Origin of the sequence: Caulobacter sp. DWP3-1-3b2 (assembly GCF_049896325.1) — a bacterium.
GTDB lineage: Bacteria > Pseudomonadota > Alphaproteobacteria > Caulobacterales > Caulobacteraceae > Caulobacter.
Genome location: NZ_JAFCUB010000008.1, coordinates 77,495 through 102,376, shown reverse-complemented (window position 1 = coordinate 102,376; position 24,882 = coordinate 77,495). Strand labels below are relative to the sequence as shown.

Sequence of the window (24,882 nt, the reverse complement as noted above, 5' to 3'; positions counted from 1 at the left end):
CATGACGCGACCCCATCTTCATCGGCTAACGCCTCCGACGCTCGGCAAGCTCGCCGCGACTGGCCTGGTCCTGGCGCTGCTGAGCGCCTGCGCCGCGCCGGGCGACAAGCCTGACCTGGCGCAGGCCCCGCGCACCGACACCGAGCAGTGGGCCAGCCGCGTGCAGGTCGATTCCCGGCCCGACGAGGTGCTGTTGGTCCCTCACGCCGACGGCCTGTCGCCCAACCAGGCCCTGGCCGTCGATGGACTGTTGGCCCGCTGGCGCGAGGCCGAGGGCCGCGAAATCGTGGTCAGCGCCCCGGTGGGCGGTCCAGACTCTGGCGTCGCCGGCAACATGGCCTTCGCCGCTCGCCAGCGGCTGGTGGCGATGGGCGCCCCCGCGACTGCGGTGCGTATCGTCGGCTACGACGCCGGCGCGACGCCAGGCGCGCCGCTGAAGGTCGGGTTCCTGCGCTATCACGCCTCGGTTCCGCAATGCGGCGAATGGAACAACGTCACCGCCACCAAGGACAACAAGCCCTACGAGAACTTCGGCTGCGCCGTGACAGCCAACATGGCGGCCCAGTTGGCCAATCCCGAGGACCTGCTGCGGCCGCGCGACAGCACGCCGGCCAGCGCCCAGCGCCGGGACGACGTGTTCGGCAAGTATCGCAAGGGCGAGGTCACCTCGTCGGCCAAGGACGACCAGGCCACCGGCGTCGTTTCGAAAGCGGTCAACTGATGACCTCGCGCGACGATCCTTTCGACCTGGGCTTCGAGGCCGACGACGAGTTCGCCGCGCCGGGCGCCGACCCCTGGCGCGTCGCGCCGGCCCCGCGTTCGACCAGCGACGACCCGTTCGCCGACTTCCCGCCAGCCCGCCCTGGCACAAGCGCGAGCGCGAGCGAGCCCGCGGCCTCGCCGTTCCTCGACCTGCCGCCGCCCGCCGCGCCCAACACGCCCGCCGCCCCGGCGGCGTCGCCCGTCGCCCTCGCCGAGCCGATCGCGGAGTCCAGCCCACCGCCGATCGCCCCCCCGGCCATGCCCACGCCCGCGCCGTCCCTGACCGCCCGCGATCTGGCCCACGAGGTCGTCGCCGTGACCGAGGCCGACATGGGCGAGGCGGCCGTGCCGCGCATCACCATCCACGCCTTCTGCGCCCGCCCCGAGACCGCCGCCCTGGTGGAGGCCGCCTCGGCCGACCGCCGCATGGCTCGCGCCTCGACCATCGCCCATCCCGGCGGACTGGAAGCGGCCGTCGACTATTATCAGAACCAGTCCACGCCCTCGCTGGTGCTGGTCGAGAGCCTGGACGCCGCGCCACGCATGCTGGCCCTGCTCGACGGCCTGGCCCAGGTTTGCGACCCGGGCACCAAGGTCGTGGTGATCGGCCAGACCAACGACATCGCTCTGTATCGCGAGCTGATGCGCCGCGGGGTAAGCGAATATCTGACCCAGCCGCAGGGGCCGCTGCAGATCATCCGGGCGGTGTCCAACCTGTATGCCGACCCGTCCGCGCCCTTCGTCGGCCGGCAGATCGCCTTCGTCGGCGCCAAGGGCGGCGTCGGGTCCTCGACCCTGGCCCACAATTTCGCCTGGTCGATGGCCGAGCGCATGCAGGCCGCCACGGTGCTGGTCGATCTGGACCTGCCGTTCGGCACCGCCGGGCTGGACTTCAACCAGGACCCGTTGCAGGGCGTCATCGACGCGCTGGGCCAGCCCGACCGCCTGGACGCCGTGCTGATGGACCGGATGATGGTTCGCTGCGGCGACCGTCTGTCGCTGTTCGCCGCGCCGGCCACCCTGGACCAGGACTACGAGATCAGCGCCGACGTCTTCGAGGAGGTCACCCAGAAGATCCGCAGCGCCGCGCCCTTCGTGGCGCTGGACCTGCCGCACAGCTGGTCGGCCTGGACCCGCCGGGTGCTGATCGCCAGCGACGACCTGGTGGTGGTGGCCACGCCTGACCTAGCCAGCCTGCGCAACGCCAAGAACATCATCGACCTGGTCCGCCAGGCCCGCCCCAATGACGCCCCGCCGCGCCTGGTGCTCAACCAGGTCGGCGTGCCAGGCCGTCCCGAAATCCCGGTCAAGGATTTCGGCGAGGCCCTGGGCCTAACGCCGTCGCTGGTTCTGCCCTTCGACCCCAAGTCGTTCGGCCTGGCCGCCAACAATGGCCAGATGGTGGGCGAGGTGGCCCCGAAGTCCAAGGCCGCCGAGGGCATCGATCATCTGGCGCGCCTCATCAGCCGCCGCGAGCCGCCGGTGGCCCAGAAGGCCTCCGTGCTCTCCGGCCTGTTCAAGAAGAAGTAGGGCATGTTCGGCAAGCGCGACCAGGCCGCCGTTCGGGAAGATCACGCGCCGCCGCCCGTCTCGGCGGACGGACCGGCCATCGCCACGCGCCCCCAGCGCGTCGAGCCGATCGTCATCGAGGAACGCGTCCACGCGCCGACGCCCGCGCCGGCCAAGGCCGCTGGCCCCAAGTCAACAAACGGCCTGGAACAGCTGCGCGCCGCCCAGGGCGCGCCGCCCACCACCCAGGTGGTCCGCGAGCAGAGCGACTATTACCACGCCACGAAGACCACGATCTTCAACGCCCTGCTCAACACCATCGACCTGAGCCAGCTGGCGCAGCTGGACCTGAAGGCGGCGGCCGAAGAGATCCGCGACATCGTCGCCGAGCTCGTGGCGATCAAGAATGTCTCGATGTCGGTCTCCGAGCAGGAGCACCTGGTCCAGGACATCATCAACGACGTCCTCGGCTATGGCCCGCTGGAGCCCCTGCTGGCCCGCGACGACATCGCCGACATCATGGTCAATGGCGCCCACCGGGTGTTCATCGAGGTCGGCGGCAAGGTCCAGCTGACCAATGTGCGCTTCCGCGACAACATGCAGCTGATGAACATCTGCCAGCGGATCGTCAGCCAGGTCGGCCGCCGGGTCGACGAGAGCAGCCCGATCTGCGACGCCCGCCTGCCCGACGGCAGCCGCGTCAACGTCATCGCGCCCCCGCTTGCGCTGGATGGTCCCACCCTGACCATCCGGAAGTTCAAGAAGGACAAGCTGACGATGAAGAACCTGGTCGACTACGCGTCGATCAGCCCGGAAGGGGCGCGGGTTCTGGGCGTCATCGGCGCCTGTCGCTGCAACATCGTCATCTCGGGCGGTACGGGCTCGGGCAAGACGACCCTGCTCAACACCCTGACCGCCTTCATCGACCCGACCGAGCGGGTGGTGACCTGCGAGGACGCCGCCGAGCTGCAGCTGCAGCAGCCGCACGTGGTGCGCCTGGAAACCCGGCCGCCCAACCTGGAAGGCTCGGGCGCGGTGACCATGCGCGATCTGGTCAAGAACTGTCTGCGGATGCGTCCCGAGCGGATCATCGTCGGCGAAGTCCGCGGACCGGAAGCGTTCGACCTGCTGCAGGCCATGAACACCGGCCACGACGGCTCGATGGGCACGCTGCACGCCAACAGCCCGCGCGAGGCGATCAGCCGGATCGAGAGCATGATCACCATGGGCGGCTACGGCCTGCCGTCGAAGACCATCAAGGAGATGATCGTCGGCTCGATCGACGTCATCGTCCAGGCCGCCCGCCTGCGCGACGGCTCGCGCCGCATCACCCACATCACCGAGGTGGTTGGTCTTGAAGGCGACGTGATCGTCACCCAGGACCTGTTCGTCTACGAGATCAGCGGCGAGGACGCCGACGGCAACGTCATCGGCAAGCACCGCTCCACAGGTATCGGCAGGCCCCGCTTCTGGGACCGCGCCCGCTATTACGGCCTGGAGCGCGAGCTGGCCGAAGCCCTCGACGCGGCGGAGTAGGGCCGATGCTGTTCATCCTGGCCGGCGTTCTGGGCTTCATCACCATCGCGGGCCTTGGCTTCGTGTTCGCCGGCGGCGACAACAGCTCAGCCAAGGCCGTCAAGCGCGCCCAGATCATCGCCGGTGGCGAGCGGCAGACGGCCGCAGCCCGCGCCAAGGTCATGGCCAACACGCCCGAGGCGCGCCGCAGGGCGATCCTCAAGACGCTGAAGGAACAGGACCAGCAAAAGAAGAAGGCGTCGCTGAGCATAGCGGCCCGTCTGCGCGCTGCGGGTCTGGGCGACAATCCGCGCAATTTCTACATCATCAGCGGCGTGGTTGGCCTGTTCGCCGGCCTGACCTTGATCCTGCTTCGCCAGATGCCCCTGATCGCCTTGGGCGCCGCCTTCGCCGCCGGCTTTGGCCTGCCGCGCTGGGTGCTCGGCACGATGGGCAAGATGCGGACCAAGAAGTTCACCGGGGCCTTTCCCGACGCCATCGACATCATCGTGCGCGGCATCAAGTCCGGCTTGCCCGTCCATGACTGCCTGAAGGTCATCGGCAAGGAATGCACCGAGCCCCTGGCCGGCGAGTTCCGCGCCCTGACCGAGAATGTCGGCATGGGCATGAGCATGGATCAGGCGCTGGAGCGCATGCACGAGCGCATGCCGACCAACGAGCTGCGGTTCTTCACCATCGTGCTGGCGATCCAGTCCAAGACCGGCGGCAACCTGGCCGAGGCCCTGGGCAATCTGTCGACCGTGCTGCGGGCGCGAAAGCTGATGGGCGAAAAGATCAAGGCCCTGTCGGCCGAAGCCGTGGCCTCGGCCGTGATCATCGGCTGCCTGCCGCCCGGTGTGGTGGCCCTGATCTCGATTACGGCGCCCAGCTACATGGCCCCGATGTTCACTGACCCGCGCGGGCATCTGATGCTGCTGGTGGCGGGCGTGGTGATGGCCATCGGCATCTTGGTGATGCGCAAGATGATCAATTTCAAGTTCTAGGGGAGGCCACCATGATCGAGATGCTGACCAACCCCTCGAATATCCTGAGCGCGTTCATCGCGATCGTGGTGTTCGCCACCGTCGTCACCCTGACTGCGCCGATGCTCAGCAACAACGGCCTCGAGAGCCGACTGAAGTCGGTGGCCAATCGCCGCGAGGAGCTGCGCCGCCGTTCGCGCGAGGCCCTGTCCCAGAAGGGCGGCGGCTCCACCCTGCGTCACACCGACGAGGGCATGTACAAGAACGTCGTCGACCGCCTGCAGCTGTCGCGGCTGCTGGAAGACCCCAAGGTTGTCGACAAGCTGGCCCAGGCCGGCTTTCGCGGCCCAAAGCCGGTCTCGACCTTCTACTTCTTCCGCTTCGTGATGCCGTTCGCCTTCGCGGTGGTGACGGCCTTCTATCTCTATGTGATCAACGATTTCGACCTGCTGCCGGTCCAGAAGATCGCCGCCTGTTTCGCCGCCCTGACGGCGGGTTACTACGCCCCCAACCTCTACATCCAGAACATCGCCCAGAAGCGCCGCGAATCGATCGTGGGGGCCTTTCCGGACGCGCTCGACCTGATGCTGATCTGCGTCGAAAGCGGGATGTCCATCGAGGCGGCCATCGCCAAGGTCGGCTCGGAGGTCGGCGGCGCCTCGATCGAGCTGGCCGAGGAACTGGGCCTGCTGACCGCCGAGCTCAGCTATCTGCCCGAACGGCGCCTGGCCTATGAGGGCCTGGCGCGGCGGACCAATCACCCGGGCATCCGCTCGGTGGTCACGGCGATGATCCAGGCCGAGCGCTACGGCACCCCGCTGGGCACCGCCCTGCGCGTTATGGCCAAGGAAAACCGCGATTTGCGGCTTTCGGCGGCCGAGAAGAAGGCCTCGGCCTTGCCGGCCAAGCTGACCGTGCCGATGATCCTGTTCTTCCTGCCCGTGCTGTTCATCGTGATCATGGGCCCCGCAGCGATGAACATCATGGACGCCATGGCCAAGAGCAAGGCCAGCTAGAGCATTTTTCGAGCGAAGTGGTTCCGGTTCGCGTGAAGAAAAATGTGTCAAAACAGAAGATTAGAGCTCACGGCATGACGCAGTCAGGTCGGGAAATGCTCTAGCCGAGCGGGCGTCCCTTCTCCCCTTGCGGGAGAAGCCGTCGGATGGGCAACGGTGTTCAGCTGACGTCTTGCGGGTCCCAGGTCTAGCCTGTTCGCAGCAAGGCGATGAGGATGCCGAGCATGCGGCGGGCGACGGCGATGATGGCGACCTTGGGGCTTTTTCCGGCGGCGACGGGTCAGCGGGTGATGGTGGTCGGGATCGACGGGTCGGTGCTGACGGTGCGGTGACGATGCGTGGGTTGCGGACCTGGACACTCGGGGCGCTGATGATGACTGGCCTTTGTATGCCGATGCTGACAAGGGCGGATAACAGTCAGTTAGATCCTCGTCTTCGGATCATCTCCGTCCGCGAGATCGATCCTGAAATGGGGTCGTTTATCACCACGCCTGGCGTCGACTGCACCAAGTCGGCGAACGCCAATATTCTAAACTCGCAGACTTCGTTGAACCGGTCGCGAGCGATGGAGCAGATTGCTGCATACCGCAGGCTGAACCGTTCGATGGTGCTACATCATCCCAAGGAATTTCTAGGGATTTGCGTTGCCACCAATGCATTGCAAGACGGCGCCTTGAAGTAGTCGGGCGCGGCTGGGGACACGCACATGTGCGTGTCCCCATTCGGTTTCCGGCCCCTTACGTCTTCAGCCGGTACCCCGTCTTGAACACCCACCACACCGCCGCCAGGCAGACGCCCATGAAGCACAGGGTCGCGCCGAAGCTGACGCCCACGCCGATGTCCGACACGCCGTAGAAGCTCCAGCGGAAGCCGCTGACCAGATAGACCACCGGGTTGAACAGGGTGATCTTCTGCCAGATCGGGGGCAGCATGCTGATCGAATAGAAGCTGCCGCCCAGGAAGGTCAGGGGGGTGACGACCAGGGCCGGAACGATCTGCAGCTTCTGGAAGTCGTCGGCCCAGACCCCGATCACAAAGCCGAACAGGCTGAAGGTGATGGCGGTCAGGATCAGGAATCCCAGCATCCAGAACGGGTGAAGGATCTCGTAGGGCACGAAGATCCGCGCCGTGGCCAGGATCAGCAAACCGAGGCACACCGACTTGGTCGCCGCCGCCCCGACATAGCCGGTGACGGTCTCGATCCACGACACCGGGGCCGACAGCAGCTCATAGATCGTGCCCGCCCATTTTGGCATGTAGATGCCGAACGAGGCGTTGGAGATGCTTTCGCCCAGCAGCGACAGCATGATCAGGCCGGGCACGATGAAGGCCGCGTAGCTGACCCCGTCGATGGCCTGCATCCGCGAGCCGATCGCCGAGCCGAACACCACGAAATACAGCGAGGTCGACAGCACCGGCGAGATCACGCTCTGGGCCAGGGTGCGGAACCAGCGGGCCATCTCGAAGCGGTAGATGGACTTGACGGCGTGAATGTTCATTGGCCGTCCCTCACCAGGCTGACGAAGATGTCTTCCAGCGAGCTCTGGCTGGTGTGCAGGTCCTTGAAGTCGACGCCCTCCTCGGAGAGGCGGCGCAGCAGGCCGGCGATGCCGGTCTCCTCGGCCTGGGCGTCGAAGGTGTAGATCAGCTCGTGGCCGTCGGCCGCCAGCTCCAGGGCGTAGTCCGACAGCTTGGCGGGGAGGGCTTCCAGCGGGCTTTGCAACTGAAGCGTCAGCTGCTTCTTGCCCAGCTTGCGCATCAGCACATTCTTGTCCTCGATTAGGATGATCTCGCCCTTGCTGATCACCCCGATCCGGTCGGCCATCTCCTCGGCCTCCTCGATATAATGAGTGGTCAGGATGATGGTGACGCCGCTCTCGCGCAGCTTTCTCACCATCACCCACATGTCGCGCCGCAGCTCGACATCGACCCCGGCGGTGGGCTCGTCGAGAAACAGGATGGTCGGCTCGTGGCTCAGGGCCTTGGCGATCATCACCCGCCGCTTCATGCCGCCGGACAGCGTCATGATCTTAGCGTCCTTCTTGTCCCACAGAGACAGGTCGCGCAGCACCTTCTCGATATGGGCGTCGTTGGGCGCCTTGCCGAACAGGCCCCGGCTGAACCGGGTGGTGGCCCAGACGGTCTCGAAGGCGTCGGTGTTCAACTCCTGCGGCACCAGGCCGATCTTGGCGCGGGCCGCGCGATAGTCCTTCACCACGTCGTGGCCGTCGGCCAGCACCGTACCGGTGCTGGGATTGACGATGCCGCAGATGATGCTGATCAGTGTGGTCTTGCCGGCCCCGTTGGGTCCGAGCAGGGCGAAGATCTCGCCCTGGCGAATCTCGAGATCGATGGTCTTCAGGGCCTGGTGCCCCGACTTGTAGGTCTTGGTCAGACCGGAAACGGATATGATTGGCATGAGGCCCCTGGGCTGCGGCCGTCCCGCCCTGGAACCTGGACCGCCCGAGCCAGATGGGGCAGGGCGGGCAGCTTGGCTAGGGCTCATGGGGGATATGAGCGGAAGTTTCTTCTCCCCCGCATGGCAAGGCGGTGGCTCTATCGGGCCGGCAAGGGCGGCAGGTCCAGCCTCCGCCGCTCGGCCATCTCGCCGTACAGCGCCACGATCGTCCGATGCCGCGCCAGGTCGCTGGCGTTCTCCACCGCCTCATGCAGGGCGATCAGGCCTCGGCGCAGCGCGGCGTTGGCGCGGTCGAGGGCTTCCAACGAAAGGTCGACGGGGCCGATCGCCGCGACTTCGGCACATTGGACGCCATAGACCTCACCGGCCTCGGCCAGCACCGCCGCGATGGCGTTATTTTCCCAGACCCTGGCCTGGGTTCCCCGCTCGACCTCCTGGGCGGCCAGCAGCGACAGCAAGGCGATCACCCCGACCCGGCCGGTCATGAACTCGCCCTGGGACTCGGGCGGCGCGGGGATCGCCAGGCACATGAAATTGCCGCGCAGGATGTCGGGGAGGGCGGGGGTCATCAGAAGCCCTCCAACGCGGCCAGCCGCTCGGCCAGGATCAGGTCATGGCGCCGGGCGGTGTACCAGCCGGAAATGGCCAGGATCGGATCGACGAAGCCGCCGTCGCTATACTCCTTGGCCGCCGAGGTCCAGATCGCCTGGCCCTTGACGGCGTTGAACAACGACCACCAGGCCAGGGCGGCGGGATCGACCGTCAGCCCGCTTCCCGCTTCCCACAGGGCGATCGCCTCGGCCTGCGAGATCAGCCCGCTGACCCGCGTCTCGTCGAAGTGGTTCCAAAGCGGGTCGAAGGCCCAGCCCAGATCCTCGATCGGGTCGCCTAGATGGGCCATCTCCCAGTCGAGGATCGCCAGGATCTGACCCGCCCCGTCGTGCATGAAGTTGCCGGTCCGGTAATCGCCATGGACGATGGTGATCCGCTGGGCCGGTGGCGGCGGATTGCGGCGCAGGTGGCGGATTGCGGCGCGGACGATTGGCTGCGGATGCTGCTCGTCGGCCTCGATGACGGTGGACCACTGGTCGAGCGCGATGCGCCAACAATCCTCGGACGCCGGCAGTTCGGCCGCCTCGCGGATCGGCGCGTTTTCGTGATCCAGCGCGGCCAGTTTGCCCAGGGTGGTGAAGAACTGCTCGCCCAGCCCCTTGGCGTGAGCGCCATAGGGATCTCCGGCGAAGGGCGAGGCGACGATGCCCCCGTCGATCCGCTCCATCAGGAAGAACGGCCGCTCCAACACGCCGCCATCCTCTTCCAGGACGATCGCCTCGGGAACGGGCACATGGCCGTGGACGGTGCGGTAGGCCAGGAACTCCAGCCGCCGGTCGGTGTCGATCAGGCTGCCGGTCGGATCGCGGCGCAGGATCAGGCCGCGCGTGGCGCCGCCCGTCTCCCCAGCAATTTGGGCGTCCAGCCGGTAGGTCTCGCGGCTGGCCCCGCCGGGGATGCGCGACAGGTTCGTCACCGTGGTCGGGGCGCCCCACAGGTCGGTGAGGTAGGTTTCCAACTGGTCAGCCAGGCTCATGGAGCCATGTCCAGGATGCTCTTGAACCCCGATGGCGCGTGCGGTCCCAGCACCAACTGTTCGAACACGCCGCGCCCGACCCGGGTGGCGCCATCGGCGCTGGTGTAGGTCACTTTCGAAAGGGCCTGGACGTGCAGGTGATAGGGCAGGGCGCGGTCCAGATCGGCCAGCACGAAGTCCTCGCGCTCGATCTTCAGCTTGCCGTGGTTCAGGCCGTGGCCCCAGACGGGATGGCCATAGCCCAGGCCCAGCATGAAGAACTCGGCCAGCGGCTCGATCGTGACTTCGCCGCCGCCCTCGAGTTTCAGCGTGCCACGCGCTGCATGTCGCGAGCCGGATCGCCAGTCGACATCGTAACCCACCGCGTGGAAGTCGAGCGCCTCGCCGCGTCCCGACCCCAGCGGCGCCCAGACCGCCCGGCGGTTCCAGGGGCGGCCGAGCTCGTCGTCATTGGTGTGGAAGAACAGGTCGCCGTCGGGAAAGACGCATGGCGTCCACAGCCAGAAGAACTGCGGTGGGGCGGCCGGGGCCAGCTCCTGCGGATCGCGGGCGCCGATCGGCCGCACGCCCCACGAGCGATCGCGAGTACCGACGAAGCCGTCCAGGTCATGCCGCTGGCCATCCACCTCGATCCAGCCGCTGTAGCGGCCGTTCTGGGTCAGGCGGGTATAGTCCAGCAGGGTGCGCGGCCCGATCCGGCGCGTGAAGCGCGGTTCCTCGATCGGGAACGAGCGACCCTCGAAGGTGAGTTCGGCCCGCACGCCCTGGTCCGGCGCCTCGACGCTGATCCGCAGGCGGCGCAGCGGTTCCAGCACCTGGATGGTGATCGGACCGACGTTGAGGTCCATCCGCTCCATCTCCAGCCAGCGGCTGGCGTGCAGGTTCACCTGCCGGCCGTCCTTCATCCAGCAGAAGGCGGCGTCGGCGATGTTGAGGTGCGGATAGACCCCGAAGGCGGCGGCGAAGAAGCTGTCGCCGTCGCCCCCCTCCCCACTATTGGCCGCCTCATAGCCGTTGAAGAAATACCGGTCGTAGAAATTGCGGTCCGTCCCCGCAAAGGCCACCGGCTCGGCCGTCTGGTGGATCGGGTAGTCGTCGCCCCGGGTCAGCATGACCCTAGGCCCGCCCGCCCGGCGTGAAGGCGACCTCCAGCTTGCTGATGGCGTGGACGAAGTTGTTGGGGGCGATGGTCATCTCGCCGGTGGCGTGGATGTCGGGGAAGCGGGCCAGGATCTGGCGGTAGGCCTCTTCCAGCTGGATCTGCGCCACCCGCTTGCCGATGCAGGTGTGGGGGCCGTAGCCGAAGGCGATGTGCTTGTCGGCGTTGGGCCGGGTGATGTCGAGCCGGTCAGGATCGGGGAACGCCGTCTCGTCGCGGTTGGCCGCGCCGTAGTACATCACCACCTTCTCGCCCTCGCGGATGGTTTGGCCGGCGATCTCGGCGTCCCGCGTCGCCGTGCGGCGCATGTAGATCACCGGGCTGACCATGCGGATAAATTCATTCACCGCCCCACCCATCAGCGACGGGTCGGCGATTAGCCGGGCCTTCTGATCCGGAAACTCGGTCAGCAGCTTCATCGCCCCCGACAGGGTGTTGCGGGTGGTGTCGTTGCCGGCGAAGACGATCAGCAGCCACGAGCCGTCCAGATACTCATCGCTCAGCAACTGGCCATCGACCTGAGCGCGGGCGATGGCGCTCATCAGGTCCTGCTGCGGATCCAGCCGGCGCTTGTGAAGCATGGTGCGGCCGTAGTCGAACATCTCCTCGACATTGATGTTGAAGTCCTGGACGAACTGCATCAGCTCCAAGGTCGGGGTGATCGGGGCGGTGGCCTGTTTCAGCGCCAGGTCTTGGGCCATCTCCAGATAGTGCATCCACTTGAGGAACTTGCCGCGGTCCTCAGCCGGCACACCGAGGATCTCGCACAGGGTGAACAGCGGCAGGTGCGACGAGAAGTTTTCAACCAGGTCGCAGCGACCCAAGGGCGCCATCTTGTCCAGCAGCCGGCCGACCTCGGCCCGCACCGCCTCGGTGACGCCTCGCAGATAGGAGGGGGTGAAATAGGGCATGTGCTCGCGGCGCAGCTGCAGGTGCTCTGGCGCGTCGAGATTGATCATGGTGTCCATCGAGGCGCGATAGAGCAGGGCGTGGCGCTTCTGCGGGTCGCCGTGCGCCATCAGTATGCCGCCCTTGCGCGACGAGAAGGTGGTCGGGTCGCCGTTGACCGCCATGACGTCGGCATGGCGGGTGATCGCCCAGAAACCGGGGCCGCCATAGGGCTCGGCGTGCCACATCACCGGGGCCTGGGCCCGCATCCGGGCGTAGTCGCCGTAAGGCTGGCCCTGGGTGAACTGGGCGATGTCCGACAGATCGACGCCGTCCAGAATGGGGAAGATCGTGGGCGCGCCGGGTCCGGCTATGCCGTCGGTCGCGGTCTCGCTGACAAGCTGCATGGCCTGCGTTCCTTCCCATCTGGACCCGCGAACTGCGCCGCGTGGCTAAGCGCGAAGTAGTTCAGACGACAGGTGTCGTGTCAATCGACTGGCGTTGTGAAGGAGGGCGTGGCACATCTGTTGGAGCAAACAGCGGAGAACCGATTTGGCGCGAACGGCGACGGAGCGGATGGGCGGCGGTCTGCGCGAAGCCCAACGCCTGCTGACTCGCGAGCGGCTAGTCGACGCCGCCGTCGCCCTGTTCGGGCAGCGTGGCTTCCGAGCCGTGACCATTGAGCAGATCGCCGTGGCGGCCGGCGCCAATCGCGCCACCTTCTATCTGCATTTCCGCAGCAAGGAGGACGTCGCCAACGCCATCGGCGAGCGTCTGGCGCCCAACATCCAGGTCACCTTCGCGGCCCTCGACGCCCTGGTCGATCCCAGTGTCTCGCAGGTCCGCGCTTGGCTGGCGGCCGGCATGACCGATCAGACCGAGGAGCGCCGCAACCTGCTGGCCGTCGCCACTGAGGCCAATGTCGCCGATCCCGACCTGGCCGATGACTATCTGCGTTTCATCAACCTGTTCATCGACAGCATGCCGAATTATCTGGCGCGGTTCTCCGACCTCGAACGCCCGGCGGCGCGGATGCGACTGCTGATGCAGATGGTCCAGCTGGAACGGTTGTCCTACGTGATGGTCGTGCAGCGCGCCTCGGCCCCGCTCGACCCGCTGCTCGACGTCATGGCCGAGAGCTGGTGGCGGTTGCTGCGCGGCATTTTTTAGGCGCTTCGCGGCAAGTCGACCACCACCGCCGGATCATAGGCCCGCCGGTAGCCCCAGTCCGTCGCGATCGTCGCCCCGTCCCGGGCGACGGAGTCCAGGATCGCCTTCATCAGCTTCATGTCCTGCAGCCCTTCCTCGCCCGGCGAGACCATGGGCGCCTTGCCGCGCACGACATCGGCCATCCAGTCCATCTCGCGCGCGAATTGGTCGTTCGGCGGCAGGCTCAGCGGCGGCTGGGCCTGGCCGCCCTGTACGACGGTCAGGCGATTGCCGCCGTAGAAGGCGGCCGGATCGGCTACCAGGCGACCGCGTTCGCAGATCACTTCATAGCCCATGGTCGGGGCGTAGTTGAACGAGGTCGAGCCGTTGGCGATCACCCCTGAAGGGAAGCGGAACTGCCAGTCGATCAGGTCCTCGGTCGTCTTGAAGCGCGGATCGGTCCTGTCGGTCTGGGCCCAGGCGCGGACCGACACCGGCTCTTCGTTCAGTAGATAGCGCGCGGCGTTGACGCCATAGATCCCCATGTCGGCCAAGGCCCCGCCGCCGGACATCAGCCCGTCCAGCCGCCACGCGTCGGACGGCTCGGCCAGGTCGGCCTGCCGGCCCATGGTGGTGTTCACCAGCCGGGTCTTGCCCAGCGACCCGTCGCGCAGGCGGCGCATGATGTCCAGGTTCAGCGGCTCATAGTGGCATCGATAGGCGATCATCAGCCGGCGCTTGGCGGCCTTGGCGGCGGCGATCATCGCCTCGGCGTCGCCGACGCTGGTGGCCATCGGCTTTTCGCAGAGCACGTGCTTGCCGGCCTTGAAGGCGCGGATCGTGTGGTCGGCGTGCAGGGCATTGGGCAGAACGATGTAGACGACCTGGATGCGCGGATCCTTGGCCATGCGGTCGTAGTCGTCATAGCCATAGACGGCGTCGGCCGGCAGACCGTTCTCGGCGGCGACGCGCCGGGCCTTGTCGGGATGACCGCTGACCACGGCCGCGAGCTTGGCGCCCTTCGCGACCTTGAGGCCCGGAATGATCTGGCCCAGGGACAGCTTGCCCAGACCGACAACGGCGAAGCCGACCTTGTCGGCGTCAGGCGTCGCGATCGCGGGGGCTTTCGCGGCCGCCAGCGCCGTCGAGGCGCCGACCACGCCGATCAGGCCGCGCCTGGAAATACGGTTCGACATCGGGGTCTCCTCGGGCTTCAAAACGGGGTCGGCTAATATTGCGGATCGGTCGCCGTGAACGGCGAGCAGCAAGGCTTGCCCACAGCGTGGAATTCCATCAACTCGGCGCGCGTGCCGTCCGGGTCGAGCAGGTTCAGCTGCCACTTGGCGTCGCGGCCAATCTTGGGCAGACCGTCCTGGCCCGCCAGCCGATCGCCGTTCCACAACAGGGTGTAGGCCAGGCGCGTGTCCTCCACGCCCAACGAGAAGTGGTCGAGCACGCCCTGGGTGGCCTGGCTCATGCCGGGCGGAGCGCCCCGGCCCTCGGGCGGGCTGACGATCATGTATTCCAGCCAGTCCGTACCATCCGGGACCTGCAGCGAGACCCAGCTCTGCGCATCGTCCGTCATACCGCCGAACCAGTAGGGCCGGAATCCCAGGATCTGGCGGTAGAAGGCGTCCTGGCGCGCGCGGTCGTGGATGATGAAGCCCACATGGATGATCCGGCTGGACAGCGGATTGACCAGTATGGCGGGCGGCGTAGCCGGAGGCTGGGTGAACTGAAGCTTCACGCCTTCGGGGTCGACGATGTCGAACCACCGACCGCCGTCATTGCCTGTTTCGACGCGCGCGGGAACGGCCACGCCGCGTGACGCCAGATAGGTTCGCAAGGCCTCGGCGTCGGGCGTGTTGAAGGCGGCGTGGTCCAACCGGTTGGTCGAGGGCGCGCCCGGTGGCAGGGGCAGCACCTCGATGAATTGCATCGGGCTGAAATAGTAGCGCGCGCCGTTCGGGTTCTCCGGGTTGGGCCCTTTCACGCCGCCAAGGTCGTGGACGTAGAACGCCTCGCTCTTGGCCGGGTCGGCCGCGTAGACCGCCAGGTGCGACACCGAGACGATCGGCGGGCGCGCGGGGGCTGCGGCGTGGGCGTGGCCGCAGCCGGCCAGCATCATCAAGGCGAAAGCCATTGCCCGTTTCATCGCGTCGCTCCCTACCCCGCTCTCGATCGGCGAGTTGTAGGGTGGCAGGATAGCGAGGACTGTTAGCGTTACCAGAACAATGTTCGTCGCGCGGGCAGAGTCCCGGAACGCGAACAGCGCCCGCGCCTGGGGGAGAGGCGCGGACGCTGCTTTACTGGACGCTGGGGCCGGCGGGGGGGGGGGCCGGGTTGTCCGCGTCGGAATATAAATTGGGGGGCGAACGGGGCTTTGCAACGGCGTGACCAAGGTCATTTCGCGGCGAGATCGTTACAGACGTGCGACCGTGTGTCCCGCGACGGTGGTGTTATCCGGCGAACCGCGCACGATAGGCCTGGGGCGTGGTCGCCAAGGACTTGCGAAAGTGGTGGCGCAAGGCCGCCGCGCCGAAGCCCACGGACTGGGCGATCTGTTCGACGCCGGCCGGGCTGGTCTCAAGCAGGTCGCGCGCCCGAGCCAGGCGCTCGGCCAGCAACCAGCGGGCTGGGGTCGTGCCGGTGGCGGCCTCGAAGCGACGCAGAAAGGTGCGAGGGCTCATGCCGGCCGCGTCGTACAGGGCCTTGACCGTGTGCTCGCCAGCCAGGTCGGCGCGCATCCGCTCCAGGGCGGGACCCAGGCGCGCGCCCTCGTGGACGATCGGCACCGGTCGCTGGATGAACTGTGCCTGGCCGCCATCACGGTGGGGCGGCACGACCAGCCGCCGCGCCACGGTGTTGGCCGCCTCGGGACCATGGTCTCGGCGGATCAGGTGCAGGCCGAGATCCAGGCCGGCGGCGCTGCCAGCCGAGGTCAACACGTCGCCAGCGTCGACATAGAGCACGTCGGGCTGCACATCGATGTCGGGATAGAGGGTCCGCAGCCGATCCACATAGCGCCAGTGGGTAGTGGCCCGCTTGCCGGCCAGCAATCCCGCCGCCGCCAGCACGAAGACACCCGAGCAGATCGACATCACCCGCGCGCCTCGCCGATGGGCGACCTGCAGCGCATCGATAAGATCCTGTGGGACCGGTGCGTCAGCCCCGCGCCAGCCAGGGGCGATGATCGTGCCGGCCTGCTCGACCAACTCCAGTCCGCCATCGGCGACCACCTGCACCCCACCCAGACCTCGCAGGGGACCGCCCTCGATGGCGGCGGTCGCGAACTGGTACCAGTCCGGCCCCATCTCCGGCCGGGGCAGGCCAAACAGCTCGACCGTCACCCCGAACTCGAAGGTGCACAGGCCGTCATAGGCCAAGGCGACGACCCGACGATTGGCGGGTCCGAGTCTCTGCAACGATTTTGGCATGATTTTTACGGACTATGGCAATCATGACATCTAACGCCCCGCGCCCTGGAGAGGCAAGTCTCCTGTCGCCAACAGAGGAGGCCGCCATGAGCTTTGTGTCCGACATCCCCGCCGCGCCGTCGCAAGAGGCCGTGACCCACTTTGCCCGCCGCCTGGCCCTGGAAACCGACTGCGCCGATGTCGACGCTTCGATGAAGGCTAGAGAGGTGGACTTCGTCCTGCTGCACGTGGTCGGAACGCCGCAGGCCTATGCCCTTCGTCATGTGCCCGGCGCCCTGCATCTGCGCCACGGCGAGATCAGCGCCGAGCGAATTGCGGCCTGGCCAGCCGACACCCTGTTCGTGGTCTATTGCGCCGGCCCCCATTGCAACGGCGCTGACCGCGCGGCGCTGAAGCTGGCCGCCCTGGGCCGTCCGGTGAAGCTGATGATCGGCGGGGTGACCGGTTGGGAGGATGAAGGCTTGGCTTTCGCGACAGGCCCTGAGCCGGGCGCGTTCGTCCCGGCCTGATGGCTTTGGGCCGTCCGGCCAGGCGCCGGTCTGGGAGTCGGGAGGCTGGTCAGCGCCACGGCGACCATCAAGGTCGGCAGGGCCAGCAGCTTGGCGGTGATGGAAGTTGGGTCGTGAAGCGTTATGGCCTAACGGACGCTTTGCTCGCCCAGGGTCTTCAGCATTCCGAGACGCGCCAGCACGTCAGCGCGCTCGTTGTGGACGTGGCCGGCATGGCCCTTGACCCAACGCCAGTCAACGTCGTGACGGGCCCGGGCGGCGTCGAGGCGTTGCCACAGATCGACGTTCTTGACCGGGCTCTTGTCGGCGGTCTTCCAGCCCTTGGCCTTCCAGCCGTGGATCCACTGGGTGACGCCCTTCATCACATACTGGCTATCGGTATGCAGCTCGGCCTTGGTGGGCTTGTTGAGCGCCTCCAGGGCCTGGATCGCGCCCATCAGCTCCATGCGGTTGTTGGTGGTCGCCAGGTCGCCGCCGCACAGCTCTTTTTTCTTGTCGCCGTACATGAGCAAGGCACCCCAGCCGCCCGGGCCGGGATTCCCGCGACAGGCGCCGTCGGTATAGATGATCAGCTTGGGCGTCATGCGCCGGCTCCGAACAGGCTGAGTCCCTCGCGGTGAACCGCCAGCTTGCGCTCGTATTCCAGCGGGTCCTTCGGCTTGACCAGCGCCCCGGCCGGGGTCGCGCCCCAGTCGGCCAAGCGGGTCAGGAAGAAACGCATGGCCGCGCCGCGCGCCAGGATCGGGATCGCCTCGCGCTCGGCCGGGCTCAGCGGACGCCGGCGCTCATAGCCGGCGATCAGGGCGCGGGCGGCGGTGATGTTGAAGCTGCCGTCGGCCTCGAAACACCAGGCGTTGAGCGTCACCGCCACGTCATAGGCGAAAGCGTCGTCGCAGGCGAAATAGAAGTCGATGGCGGCGGCGAACTTGCCGTCGGGTTTGAAGAACACGTTGTCGGGGAAATAGTCGGCATGGATCACCCCTGACGGCAGGCCGTGAGGCCAGGCCAAGGCCAGCTGAGCCAAATCCTGGTCGATGGTCTTGGCCAGGCCCGGCTTCAGGCCCTCGGCGTCCTGGCGGTGTTTGGCGAACAATGGCCCCCAGTGGGGCTGGCCCAGGTCATTGGCGCGGCGGGCCGGATAGCCCTCGCCGGCCAGATGCAGCCAGGCCAGGCCCTCGCCGGCCTCGCGGCAGTGGGCGATGGTCGGGCGGCGGGCCGACAGGCCCGGCAGGAACTCGACCAGGGCGGCGGGCTTGCCGCGGATGGACTTCAGGGTCGCGCCCGCGCGGTCGGCGATCGGCTTGGCGCTGGGATAGCCATGCTCGGCCAGCCAGGTCAGCAGGTCGAGGAAGTAGGGCAGGTCCTCAGGCTTGGCCCGCCGCTCATAGACCGTGAGAATGAACCGGCCGGTCGTGGTCTCAAGCAGGAAGTTGGAATTTTCCACCCCCTCGGCGATGCCCTTGAACGCCACGGCCTGCCCCAGGTCGTAGTCGCCCAGGAAGACGGCGAGTTCGTCGTCGGTAATGTCGGTGTAGACGGCCATGGCGCGGGGATGGGGGAGCGGGCGCTGGCGGTCAAGAGGGGCATGGGAATTGTGCTAGGATGGCGGTGGAAGGAGACGATCGATGACTGGTGAACCAGACGGCGATGAGCCGGTGGTCTCGAAGGATCAAGATCAGTTCGGGCGGACGCCCGGGGCGCTTGCCGATGAACGGTTCGCGCGCGGAGAAGCCTCTATAAGCCGCTACCAGACGACTTTCGAAGCGCCTGCGAAGCAGGACGGCGCAGCCGATTTGGAAATCACCCGCCAGATCGAGTTGGGCGGCGAGATCATGGATGAGTACGATGAAACGTTCAGCGCTCTGGCTAAGCCATCTTGGCCAGCCTGATGTTGGGCGGCTAACCATGGAACACGTGGATCAGGCCTTAGCTTTACCAGTCCCAGGGTCCTCCTGCGGGCGATGGCGGCCAGAAGATGTTGATCACTACCCAACCCGCTGCAAACAGCCCGGAGGTCATAGCCAATAGATAGAGCTTTCTAGAACCCCGACGTAAAGCCAGCAGGGCAAGAAGCCAGACTGGGAATGAAATAGTCGCCACCCACATAGCGATGGCAAAGGGTCGCTCGGCCCGAAACAGGAGCGAGGCGAACGTCAGGCCTCCTACCACCCGCCACAGGCGATCAAAACCGCTGGCGCCAACAAGACCATCAGGGATTTGCGAGTGAGGGACTCATGGTTCATGGGTCATTCTTTCGCGCAGATCGAACGTCGCCAGCGGCCTAGCTCGTCAGCAGCCTCGGCAGCTTGAAGATCACCGTCTCGCGGGCCTCGATCAGTTCCTCGATCGTCACGTCATAGCGCGTGGCGATGGCGTCGAGAACGCCTTGCACCAGGTCTTCCGGAGCCGAGGCGCCAGCGGTGACGCCGACCCGCTCCACGCCCTCGAACCAGCTCCAGTCGATGCCGCGCGCGTCATCGAGCAGCCGGGCGTCGCGGGCGCCGGCCCGCTTGCCGACCTCCATCAGCCGCACCGAGTTGGAAGAGTTCTTTGAGCCGACGACCAGGATCAGCTCGGAGACCTCGGCCAGCATCTTCACCGCCTCCTGGCGGTTGGTGGTGGCGTAGCAGATGTCTTCCTTGTGCGGCGCGGCGATGCCGGGGAAGCGTTCTTTCAGCAGATTGACCATCTCGGCGGTGTCATCGACCGACAGGGTGGTCTGGGTCAGGAAGGCCACGTTGCCGGCGTTCTTTGGGATCCAACTGCGGGCGCCGTCGATATCCTCGATCAGGGTGACCGTACCCTCCGGAAGTTGGCCCATGGTGCCAACGACCTCGGGGTGACCTGCGTGGCCAATCAGCACGATCTCGCGCCCAGCGTCGAAATGCTTCTGGGCCTCGACATGGACCTTGGAGACCAGCGGGCAGGTGGCGTCCAGATAGACCATCTCGCGCGCCTTGGCCGCGGCCGGCACGGTCTTGGGCACGCCGTGGGCCGAGAACACCACCGGGCGGTCCTCGGGAACCTCGTCCAGCTCCTCGACGAACACCGCGCCCAGGGCTTTCAGTCGGTCGACGACGTGACGGTTGTGGACGATCTCGTGGCGCACATAGACCGGCGCGCCGAACTTCTCGATCGTCCGCTCGACGATCTGGATCGCCCGATCAACCCCCGCGCAGAAGCCGCGCGGACTGGCCAGAACAACGCTGAGCGAGCGGCGGCCGAGGGGCGGAATGGGCGAATGGGCGTTCATGGCCGCGAACCTAAGGGTTCCACGTCGCGCGCGCCAGCGTCGCCGGCGCATTGCGACGTCACGCATATGCCTTTATCAGGCTCCATGACGCCGACGGGGAATTCCCGAACAGGCTCTTCATCTCGAACCGGACGTTTCATGCGCCCCACGCTCTCCGTCGCCCTCAGCGCCTTGATGGCCCTCTCGATCGCCGCCACCGCGACGAGCGTCCACGCGCAGCAACGTGGCGGCGGTCGCAACGCCGACGGCGGGTCCGGTGACGAAGAACAGGCCGGCAAGAAGAAGAAGCGTGACGACGAGTGGAACCAGCCCAAGGCGCCGCTCGCCCAGCTGCGTAACGCCGGCCCGTGCCCCTATGTGAAGGTGCTGTACGACGCCAGCCGCTATGTCGAGTTCAAGGACGCCAAGGAATCGGCGGCCCAAAGCTCCTATACGGGCGAGATCCAGGGCCTGTCCTCGGGCTGCGCCTACAAGAGCAATGACCCCATCAAGATGCAGGTCGAAATCCTGTTCGAGCTGGGGCGCGGCCCGCAGGCGACGGACACCCACAAGACCTATCGCTATTGGGTGGCGGTGACCGAGCGCAACAAGGACGTCCTGGCCAAGGAATATTTCGACCTGCCGGTAACCTTCCCGCAGGGCCAGGATCGCGTCTATGCCAGCGAGACCCTGAAGACCATCACCATTCCGCGCGCCGACGAAAAGGTCAGCGGCGGCAATTTTGAAGTGCTGATCGGCTTCGACGTGACCCCCGAAATGGCCGCCTTCAACCGTGACGGCAAGCGCTTCCGCGTCAATGCCGGCCAGACCCAGCAAGCCCTGACCCAGCCCGGAAACGTCGCCAAGCCATGAGTGATTTGAAGCGGTCCCTGAGCGAGGCGGCCGCGGCCGCCTTCCAGGCCGCCGGGCTGTCCCCCGACTTCGGTCGCGTCACCGCGTCCGATCGCCCCGACCTGGCCGATTTCCAGTGCAATGGCGCTCTCGCGGCGGCGAAAAGCGCTAAGCGCAATCCCCGCGAGATCGCCGTCCAGGTGGTCGATATCCTCAAGGCCGACCCGCGGCTGGCCTCCGTCGAGATCGCGGGCGTCGGCTTCATCAACATGCGGGTCAGCGCCGCCGCCCTGGCGACCCGCGCCAACGAGATCGCCGCCGATCCGCGCGCCGGGGCCGAGCCCGTGGCCAGCCCGCGCCGCGTGCTGATCGACTATGCCGGCCCCAATGTCGCCAAGCCGATGCATGTGGGCCACCTGCGCGCCTCGATCATCGGCGAGTCGGTCAAGCGCCTGTACCGCTTCCGCGGCGACGACGTGGTGGGCGACGCCCACTTCGGCGACTGGGGCTTCCAGATGGGCCTGCTGATCAGCGCCCTGAGGGAAGAGGACGCCTTCATCGGCGCCCTGCTCGAACGTCTGGTCGAGGCGCCGCGCGGCTTCTCGCCGGCCGACGAAGCCAAGCTGATGGCCGAGTTCGCCTCGCGCGTTTCGCTGGCCGATCTGGACCGAATTTATCCGGTAGCCGCCAACCGCGCCAAGGCCGAGAAGGACGGCAAGCCAAATCCCGCCTTCGACGCAGACTTCCTCGCCCGGGCCCGCAAGGCCACCGCCGAGCTGCAGGTTGGCCGTTTCGGCTATCGTCTGCTGTGGCAGCATTTCGTCCGCGTCAGCCGCGTGGCCTTGGAGCGCGAGTTCCATGCCCTGGGCGTCGACTTCGACCTTTGGAAGGGCGAGAGCGACGTTCAGGACCTGATCGCCCCGATGGTCAGCCAGCTGGAGGCCAAGGGCCTGCTGGTCGATGACCAAGGAGCCCGCATCATCCGAGTGGCCCAAGAGGGCGACAAACGCGAGCTGCCGCCGCTGCTGGTGGTGTCGTCCGAAGGCTCGGCCATGTACGGCACGACCGACCTGGCCACCATCCTGGACCGCCGCAAATCGTTCGACCCACACCTGATCCTCTACTGCGTCGACCAGCGCCAGGCCGACCACTTCGAGCAGGTGTTTCGCGCCTCGTACCTGGCCGGCTACGCCGAGCCGGGCGGGCTGGAGCACATCGGCTTTGGCACCATGAACGGGGCCGATGGCAAGCCGTTCAAGACCCGGGCAGGCGGCGTTCTGAAGCTGCACGACCTGATCGAGATGGCCCGCGAGAAGGCCCGCGAGCGCCTGCGGGAGGCCGGCCTCGGCGCCGAGCTGTCGGAAGAGGCCTTCGAGGAAACCGCCCACAAGGTGGGAATCGCGGCCCTGAAGTTCGCCGACCTGCAGAACTTCCGCGGCACCTCCTACGTCTTCGACCTCGACCGCTTCACCAGCTTCGAGGGCAAGACGGGGCCGTACCTGCTGTACCAGTCGGTGCGGATCAAGAGCATTTTGCGCAAGGCGGCCGAGCAGAACGTCGCGTCTGGTCCGATCACCGTGGCCGAGCCGGCCGAGCGTGACCTGACCCTGCTGCTGGACGGCTTCGAGGGCGCGCTGGGCGAAGCCTACGACAAGAAGGCTCCCAACTTCGTGGCCGAGCACGCCTACAAGCTGGCCCAGACCTTCTCGAAGTTCTACGCCGCCTGCCCGATCCTCGGCGCCGACGAGCCGGCGATCCGGGCCTCGCGCCTGGCCTTGGCCGAGACCACGCTGAAGCAACTGGAGCTGGCGCTGGACCTGCTGGGCATCGAAGCACCGGAGCGGATGTAGGCGCTAGGGACGCTCAAGATCCTTGAGCGTCCCTAGCAGGCCTTCTACCCCGCCGGTCTCTAGGTATTGCTGGGCGACCAGCACCAACCGAAGCTGCTTGGCCAGCAGGGCCAGCTGACGATGCTGGTTCTCGGTGCGCTTCTGGGCGGTCTCCAAGTTTGAAGACAAGATGGCAAAAATGCAATCTATGAGAGCTTTCTTGCCGGCTCTTTTCTTCGCCCGTTGACTCCGCTCGCCCCCTCGCTCAAACACGGTGCGACCCTCGCGGGAGACGTCGGGATTCTGGTCCCGAGGCCGAAGGCGCAACCGCCCCGGAAACGCTCAGGCAAACGGACCGCGCGGGTTTAGGAACGCTGGAAAGAGGCGGCGCGAAAGCGTTGCCCGCCGAAGGAGCAAGGGTCCCCCTTCCCAACTTGAGGGCTGGATCCGGAATCTCTCAGGTCAAAGGGACAGCGGGGGCGCTTATCGTCTGGTGAAAGCCGGGCTTGCAGCGCTGTCCCCGTTTGGAGCCCCCGCGTGTCCGACCCAGATCTCAAGAAGACCCCGCTCTACGATGCGCACGTCGCCGCCGGCGCCCGCATGGTTCCGTTCGCCGGCTACCACATGCCTGTGCAGTACAAAGACGGGGTGCTGAAGGAGCATCTTTGGACCCGCGAGCACGCAGGATTGTTCGACGTCTCGCACATGGGCCAGGCCCGGCTGCGCGGCGACAACCCGGCCAAGAGCTTCGAAAAGCTGGTTTCGGCCGACTACCAGGGCCTCAAGCCCGGCAAGCAGCGCTATGCCGTACTGCTCAATGCCGAGGGCGGGGTGATCGACGATCTGATGACGGCGCGGCCCGACGACGACGGCCTGTTCATCGTCGTCAACGGCGCCTGCAAGGACAATGACTACGCCATCATCGCCAAGGCGCTGGAAGGCGAGGCGACCGTCGAGCGCCTGGAAGACCGCGCCTTGTTGGCCTTGCAAGGCCCAAAGGCCGCCGCGGTGCTGGCCGCCCACGTGCCGCAAGCCGCCGGCATGGTGTTCATGGACACCGCCGCCCTGACCGCCTTCGGGATCGACGCGATCATCTCCCGCTCGGGTTATACCGGCGAGGACGGCTACGAAATCTCGGTCCCCGCGATCGAAGCCGCGCGCATCTGGAACACGCTGTTGGAAGACGAACGCGTCAAGGCCATCGGCCTGGGCGCCCGCGACAGCCTGCGCCTGGAGGCCGGCCTGCCGCTCTATGGCCATGACATGGACGAGACGATCTCGCCGATCGAGGCGGGCATGCCGTTTGCCGTGGGCAAGAGCCGCCGCGAGGCCGGCGACTATCTGGGCGCAGAGCGCATCGCCAAGGAACTGGCGGGTGACCTCAAGCGCGTCCGGGTCAATCTGAAAGTGCTGGAAGGCGCGCCGGCCCGTGAAGGCGCGCAGATCGCCGACGAGACCGGCGCCGTGGTCGGCGTGGTCACCAGCGGCGGCTTTGGTCCCAGCTACGGCGGCGCCATCGCCATTGGCTTCGCGCCCCCCGCCCTGTCAGCGATCGGGACCAAGCTGAAAGTCATCGTTCGCGGCAAGCCGCAGGCGGTCGAGGTTGTGGCCTCGCCGTTCGTCCCGACCCGCTACGTGCGCAAGATTTAGAAAAGGTCCCAGACCATGAAGTTCACCAAGGATCACGAGTGGGTTGAAGTCGAGGGCGACGTCGCCACCGTCGGCATCTCCGGCTACGCCGCTGAGCAACTGGGCGACGTGGTGTTCGTCGAGACGCCCGAAGTCGGCAAAGTCGTCAAACAGGGCGAAGGCCTGGCGGTGGTCGAAAGCGTCAAGGCCGCCTCCGACGTCTACGCCCCGGTGTCGGGCGAGGTGGTCGAGGCCAACGGCCAGCTGTCGGACGCCCCCGAGACCGTCAACGCCGTGCCCGAAGCCGGCGGCTGGTTCGCCAAGATCAAGCTAAGCAATCCGTCTGAGGTCGACGCCCTGATGGACCGCGTGGCCTACGAAGCGTTCCTCTCGACCCTCTAAGATC

Annotated in this window: 25 protein-coding genes, 1 pseudogene and 1 riboswitch; of the genes and pseudogenes, 13 read left to right on the top strand and 13 right to left on the bottom strand. The window is 66.8% G+C overall.

Features of this window, described 5'->3' with window-relative positions:
* Position 1 precedes the first annotated feature (1 nt).
* The 6 genes from ACP7AG_RS08405 to ACP7AG_RS08380 all read left to right on the top strand — a co-directional run bounded on the left by ACP7AG_RS08405 (position 2) and on the right by ACP7AG_RS08380 (position 6,467).
* Positions 2–721 carry a CpaD family pilus assembly protein gene (locus ACP7AG_RS08405; protein ID WP_426030501.1) on the top strand — a complete coding sequence of 240 codons (720 nt, stop codon included), beginning with the start codon at positions 2–4 and terminating at the stop codon, positions 719–721.
* Positions 721–2,292, top strand: a complete 1,572-nt coding sequence (locus ACP7AG_RS08400) for an AAA family ATPase (protein ID WP_426009822.1) — start codon at positions 721–723, stop codon at positions 2,290–2,292. The genes ACP7AG_RS08405 and ACP7AG_RS08400 overlap by 1 nt, the downstream gene beginning before the upstream one ends.
* A gap of 3 nt (positions 2,293–2,295) precedes the next feature.
* Positions 2,296–3,807 (top strand): CpaF family protein, encoded by a 1,512-nt coding sequence (locus ACP7AG_RS08395; RefSeq protein ID WP_426030500.1) that lies wholly within the window; start codon positions 2,296–2,298, stop codon positions 3,805–3,807.
* A gap of 5 nt (positions 3,808–3,812) precedes the next feature.
* Positions 3,813–4,790 (top strand): type II secretion system F family protein, encoded by a 978-nt coding sequence (locus tag ACP7AG_RS08390; protein WP_426009819.1) that lies wholly within the window; start codon positions 3,813–3,815, stop codon positions 4,788–4,790.
* An 11-nt stretch (positions 4,791–4,801) separates the two neighbouring features.
* Entirely contained in the window at positions 4,802–5,785 is a 984-nt protein-coding gene (locus ACP7AG_RS08385; RefSeq protein ID WP_426030499.1) for a type II secretion system F family protein, read from the top strand.
* A gap of 370 nt (positions 5,786–6,155) precedes the next feature.
* On the top strand, positions 6,156–6,467 hold the full coding sequence (locus ACP7AG_RS08380; protein ID WP_426030497.1) for a hypothetical protein: 312 nt from the start codon (positions 6,156–6,158) through the stop codon (positions 6,465–6,467).
* 55 nt (positions 6,468–6,522) lie between these two features.
* Here the strand turns inward: ACP7AG_RS08380 and ACP7AG_RS08375 are convergent, their stop codons facing one another.
* The 6 genes from ACP7AG_RS08375 to ACP7AG_RS08350 form a co-directional block, all read right to left on the bottom strand.
* Positions 6,523–7,284 carry an ABC transporter permease gene (locus ACP7AG_RS08375; RefSeq protein WP_426009814.1) on the bottom strand — a complete coding sequence of 254 codons (762 nt, stop codon included), beginning with the start codon at positions 7,282–7,284 and terminating at the stop codon, positions 6,523–6,525.
* Positions 7,281–8,204, bottom strand: coding sequence for an ABC transporter ATP-binding protein (locus tag ACP7AG_RS08370; RefSeq protein WP_426030496.1), 924 nt, complete (start codon positions 8,202–8,204; stop codon positions 7,281–7,283). The genes ACP7AG_RS08375 and ACP7AG_RS08370 overlap by 4 nt, the downstream gene beginning before the upstream one ends.
* A gap of 137 nt (positions 8,205–8,341) precedes the next feature.
* Positions 8,342–8,773, bottom strand: a complete 432-nt coding sequence (locus tag ACP7AG_RS08365; protein WP_426030495.1) for a hypothetical protein — start codon at positions 8,771–8,773, stop codon at positions 8,342–8,344.
* On the bottom strand, positions 8,773–9,792 hold the full coding sequence (locus ACP7AG_RS08360; protein ID WP_426030494.1) for a phosphotransferase family protein: 1,020 nt from the start codon (positions 9,790–9,792) through the stop codon (positions 8,773–8,775). Before ACP7AG_RS08360 ends, ACP7AG_RS08365 begins: the two co-directional genes overlap by 1 nt.
* The gene (locus tag ACP7AG_RS08355) at positions 9,789–10,904 is read right to left on the bottom strand and encodes a hypothetical protein (RefSeq protein ID WP_426030493.1); all 1,116 of its coding nucleotides are present in this window, start codon (positions 10,902–10,904) and stop codon (positions 9,789–9,791) included. Before ACP7AG_RS08355 ends, ACP7AG_RS08360 begins: the two co-directional genes overlap by 4 nt.
* A 4-nt stretch (positions 10,905–10,908) precedes the next feature.
* The gene (locus tag ACP7AG_RS08350; RefSeq protein ID WP_426030492.1) at positions 10,909–12,246 is read right to left on the bottom strand and encodes a cytochrome P450; all 1,338 of its coding nucleotides are present in this window, start codon (positions 12,244–12,246) and stop codon (positions 10,909–10,911) included.
* Positions 12,247–12,391: 145 nt separating this feature from the next.
* Between ACP7AG_RS08350 and ACP7AG_RS08345 the strand changes: the two genes are divergently transcribed.
* Entirely contained in the window at positions 12,392–13,009 is a 618-nt protein-coding gene (locus tag ACP7AG_RS08345; protein WP_426009806.1) for a TetR/AcrR family transcriptional regulator, read from the top strand.
* Here ACP7AG_RS08345 and ACP7AG_RS08340 read toward each other — a convergent pair.
* The 3 genes from ACP7AG_RS08340 to ftrA all read right to left on the bottom strand — a co-directional run bounded on the left by ACP7AG_RS08340 (position 13,006) and on the right by ftrA (position 16,425).
* Positions 13,006–14,184 (bottom strand): Gfo/Idh/MocA family protein, encoded by a 1,179-nt coding sequence (locus ACP7AG_RS08340; RefSeq protein WP_426030491.1) that lies wholly within the window; start codon positions 14,182–14,184, stop codon positions 13,006–13,008. The genes ACP7AG_RS08345 and ACP7AG_RS08340 overlap by 4 nt on opposite strands.
* A gap of 32 nt (positions 14,185–14,216) precedes the next feature.
* The gene (locus tag ACP7AG_RS08335; protein WP_426030490.1) at positions 14,217–15,143 is read right to left on the bottom strand and encodes a VOC family protein; all 927 of its coding nucleotides are present in this window, start codon (positions 15,141–15,143) and stop codon (positions 14,217–14,219) included.
* A gap of 304 nt (positions 15,144–15,447) precedes the next feature.
* Positions 15,448–16,425, bottom strand: coding sequence for a transcriptional regulator FtrA (gene ftrA / locus ACP7AG_RS08330; protein WP_426030489.1), 978 nt, complete (start codon positions 16,423–16,425; stop codon positions 15,448–15,450).
* An 86-nt stretch (positions 16,426–16,511) separates the two neighbouring features.
* Here ftrA and ACP7AG_RS08325 point away from each other — a divergent pair, with 86 nt between their 5' ends.
* On the top strand, positions 16,512–16,934 hold the full coding sequence (locus ACP7AG_RS08325) for a rhodanese-like domain-containing protein (RefSeq protein WP_426030488.1): 423 nt from the start codon (positions 16,512–16,514) through the stop codon (positions 16,932–16,934).
* A gap of 128 nt (positions 16,935–17,062) precedes the next feature.
* Here the strand turns inward: ACP7AG_RS08325 and rnhA are convergent, their stop codons facing one another.
* Together rnhA and thrB are read right to left on the bottom strand one after the other, a co-directional pair.
* Positions 17,063–17,518 carry a ribonuclease HI gene (rnhA, locus tag ACP7AG_RS08320; RefSeq protein WP_426009797.1) on the bottom strand — a complete coding sequence of 152 codons (456 nt, stop codon included), beginning with the start codon at positions 17,516–17,518 and terminating at the stop codon, positions 17,063–17,065.
* The gene (thrB, locus tag ACP7AG_RS08315) at positions 17,515–18,477 is read right to left on the bottom strand and encodes a homoserine kinase (protein ID WP_426030487.1); all 963 of its coding nucleotides are present in this window, start codon (positions 18,475–18,477) and stop codon (positions 17,515–17,517) included. The genes rnhA and thrB overlap by 4 nt, the downstream gene beginning before the upstream one ends.
* Before the next feature lie 82 nt (positions 18,478–18,559).
* Here thrB and ACP7AG_RS08310 point away from each other — a divergent pair, with 82 nt between their 5' ends.
* Entirely contained in the window at positions 18,560–18,823 is a 264-nt protein-coding gene (locus tag ACP7AG_RS08310) for a hypothetical protein (RefSeq protein WP_426009795.1), read from the top strand.
* Positions 18,824–19,215: 392 nt separating this feature from the next.
* On the opposite strand, the gene ispH is transcribed toward ACP7AG_RS08310, so the two are convergent.
* Positions 19,216–20,187 carry a 4-hydroxy-3-methylbut-2-enyl diphosphate reductase gene (gene ispH / locus ACP7AG_RS08305; protein ID WP_426009793.1) on the bottom strand — a complete coding sequence of 324 codons (972 nt, stop codon included), beginning with the start codon at positions 20,185–20,187 and terminating at the stop codon, positions 19,216–19,218.
* Positions 20,188–20,325: 138 nt separating this feature from the next.
* On the opposite strand from ispH, the gene ACP7AG_RS08300 reads away from it, so the two are divergent.
* Together ACP7AG_RS08300 and ACP7AG_RS08295 are read left to right on the top strand one after the other, a co-directional pair.
* Positions 20,326–21,039 (top strand): Tat pathway signal sequence domain protein, encoded by a 714-nt coding sequence (locus ACP7AG_RS08300; RefSeq protein ID WP_426030486.1) that lies wholly within the window; start codon positions 20,326–20,328, stop codon positions 21,037–21,039.
* Positions 21,036–22,868 carry an arginine--tRNA ligase gene (locus ACP7AG_RS08295; RefSeq protein WP_426030485.1) on the top strand — a complete coding sequence of 611 codons (1,833 nt, stop codon included), beginning with the start codon at positions 21,036–21,038 and terminating at the stop codon, positions 22,866–22,868. Before ACP7AG_RS08300 ends, ACP7AG_RS08295 begins: the two co-directional genes overlap by 4 nt.
* Positions 22,869–22,871: 3 nt before the next feature.
* Here ACP7AG_RS08295 and ACP7AG_RS08290 read toward each other — a convergent pair.
* Positions 22,872–23,021: pseudogene (locus ACP7AG_RS08290) on the bottom strand (ORF6N domain-containing protein); the annotation flags it as partial.
* Between the two features lie 102 nt (positions 23,022–23,123).
* Positions 23,124–23,215, top strand: a riboswitch (glycine riboswitch).
* 169 nt (positions 23,216–23,384) lie between these two features.
* On the opposite strand from ACP7AG_RS08290, the gene gcvT reads away from it, so the two are divergent.
* Both gcvT and gcvH read left to right on the top strand, forming a co-directional pair.
* Positions 23,385–24,497, top strand: a complete 1,113-nt coding sequence (gene gcvT, locus ACP7AG_RS08285) for a glycine cleavage system aminomethyltransferase GcvT (RefSeq protein WP_426030484.1) — start codon at positions 23,385–23,387, stop codon at positions 24,495–24,497.
* Between the two features lie 15 nt (positions 24,498–24,512).
* Positions 24,513–24,878 carry a glycine cleavage system protein GcvH gene (gene gcvH, locus ACP7AG_RS08280; protein ID WP_426009788.1) on the top strand — a complete coding sequence of 122 codons (366 nt, stop codon included), beginning with the start codon at positions 24,513–24,515 and terminating at the stop codon, positions 24,876–24,878.
* The last annotated feature ends 4 nt before the right edge of the window (positions 24,879–24,882 follow it).